The sequence below is a fragment of the Pectinatus brassicae genome (genome assembly GCF_014201835.1).
Classification (GTDB): Bacteria; Bacillota; Negativicutes; order Selenomonadales; family Selenomonadaceae; genus Pectinatus; species Pectinatus brassicae.
In genome coordinates, this window is sequence record NZ_JACHFH010000086.1 from 1 (window position 1) to 1,167 (window position 1,167).

A 1,167-nucleotide genomic window follows, 5' to 3' on the forward strand; every position below is an offset into this window, starting at 1 on the left:
TCTATATATAACGAACTAAAGAATTTTACAGTGAAATACAAAGCCGATCAATAACTTCTGCTGATTTTTTGTTAACTTCTTCAACAAATTTCTGAACATGACAGCGAATTTCTTGAGCAGAAGAATAAAACACATTATACACACAAGAACGCTTGAGCCAGCCCCAAAATTCTTCAATAAGATTGAGGTTAGGGCTGTATGGCGGTAAAAAAACTAATTCAAGTTGATATTCATGTTTTTTAAGAAATGGTAGAAGTAGCTTTGCATGGTGAATTTTTGCATTATCCAATATCATTACGATTCGTTGCCCTGGGTACTTCGCAAGTACTTTTTCCAAAAACCTCAGAAAAACCATTGCATCATACTTCTCTTCTTCTACACAAAAGATTTCACCAGTTTCGTAATCTAACGTTCCAACTAATTTGACACCCTGATGTTTGCCAAAAGTAGGAATGATCCGCTGCTGTCCTTTGAGAAACCAGGTACGGCCAATAGCTTGATAATCGCGAATCATTGCCTCATCTTCAAAAAGTATCCGGTCAATATCGTTATTGAATAGACGAGTTTTGATATTGCTAAATTTTTTTAAAGTCTTCTTGCTTTTCAGCATTAGCGTTGGCCAATGTGTATGTAGGGCGAGTACAACTAAAACCCAAATCGTGCAGTAAATCCAATACCCCACGTTCTGTATACTTTATCTCGAATTGACGATAAATCCAAGCAGCGACTAGGGGACAAGTCCAATTCATTTCGGCTGGAAAACCAACATCCTCAGGCCGTTGTTGGGAAACAACCTGTTTTACCTGCTGCTTTTGAATTTCACTTAGAAAGGATGGTCGGCCAGGAGAATGCTTGCGTTCTAAACCGGATAGTCCTTTGGCCAAATAGGCATGAATATACGAACCAATAGTTATACGGCTTCTGCCGATAATTTTTGCAATCTGGACAATCAGATGACCTTCTAAATACAACTTTACTGCTTGATATCTCTCAAACATACGACGATCTTTAGTTGATTTCATTGCAGCAGTTATTTCTTGCAATTTTGGGCTTTCCGTTTCACTCATGACAACACTTTCCTTTTATCAATATGGTTAAATAGACTGTACTACATTGCAATAAAAGAAAATAGGGCTTATGTTGAATTGTTTAACACGTTATATATAG

Annotated in this window: 1 protein-coding gene; it reads right to left on the reverse strand. The window is 37.1% G+C overall.

All coding sequences use genetic code 11. The annotated features are described in order from the left end of the window. Nucleotides 1-25 precede the first annotated feature (25 nt). Nucleotides 26-1,067 (reverse strand): IS630 family transposase gene (locus HNR32_RS13755; RefSeq protein WP_375782650.1). Its coding sequence is split into 2 segments (ribosomal slippage): nucleotides 26-578 and nucleotides 577-1,067, totalling 1,044 coding nucleotides; the frame shifts between segments, so codons are not numbered across the junction. Nucleotides 1,068-1,167 lie beyond the last annotated feature (100 nt).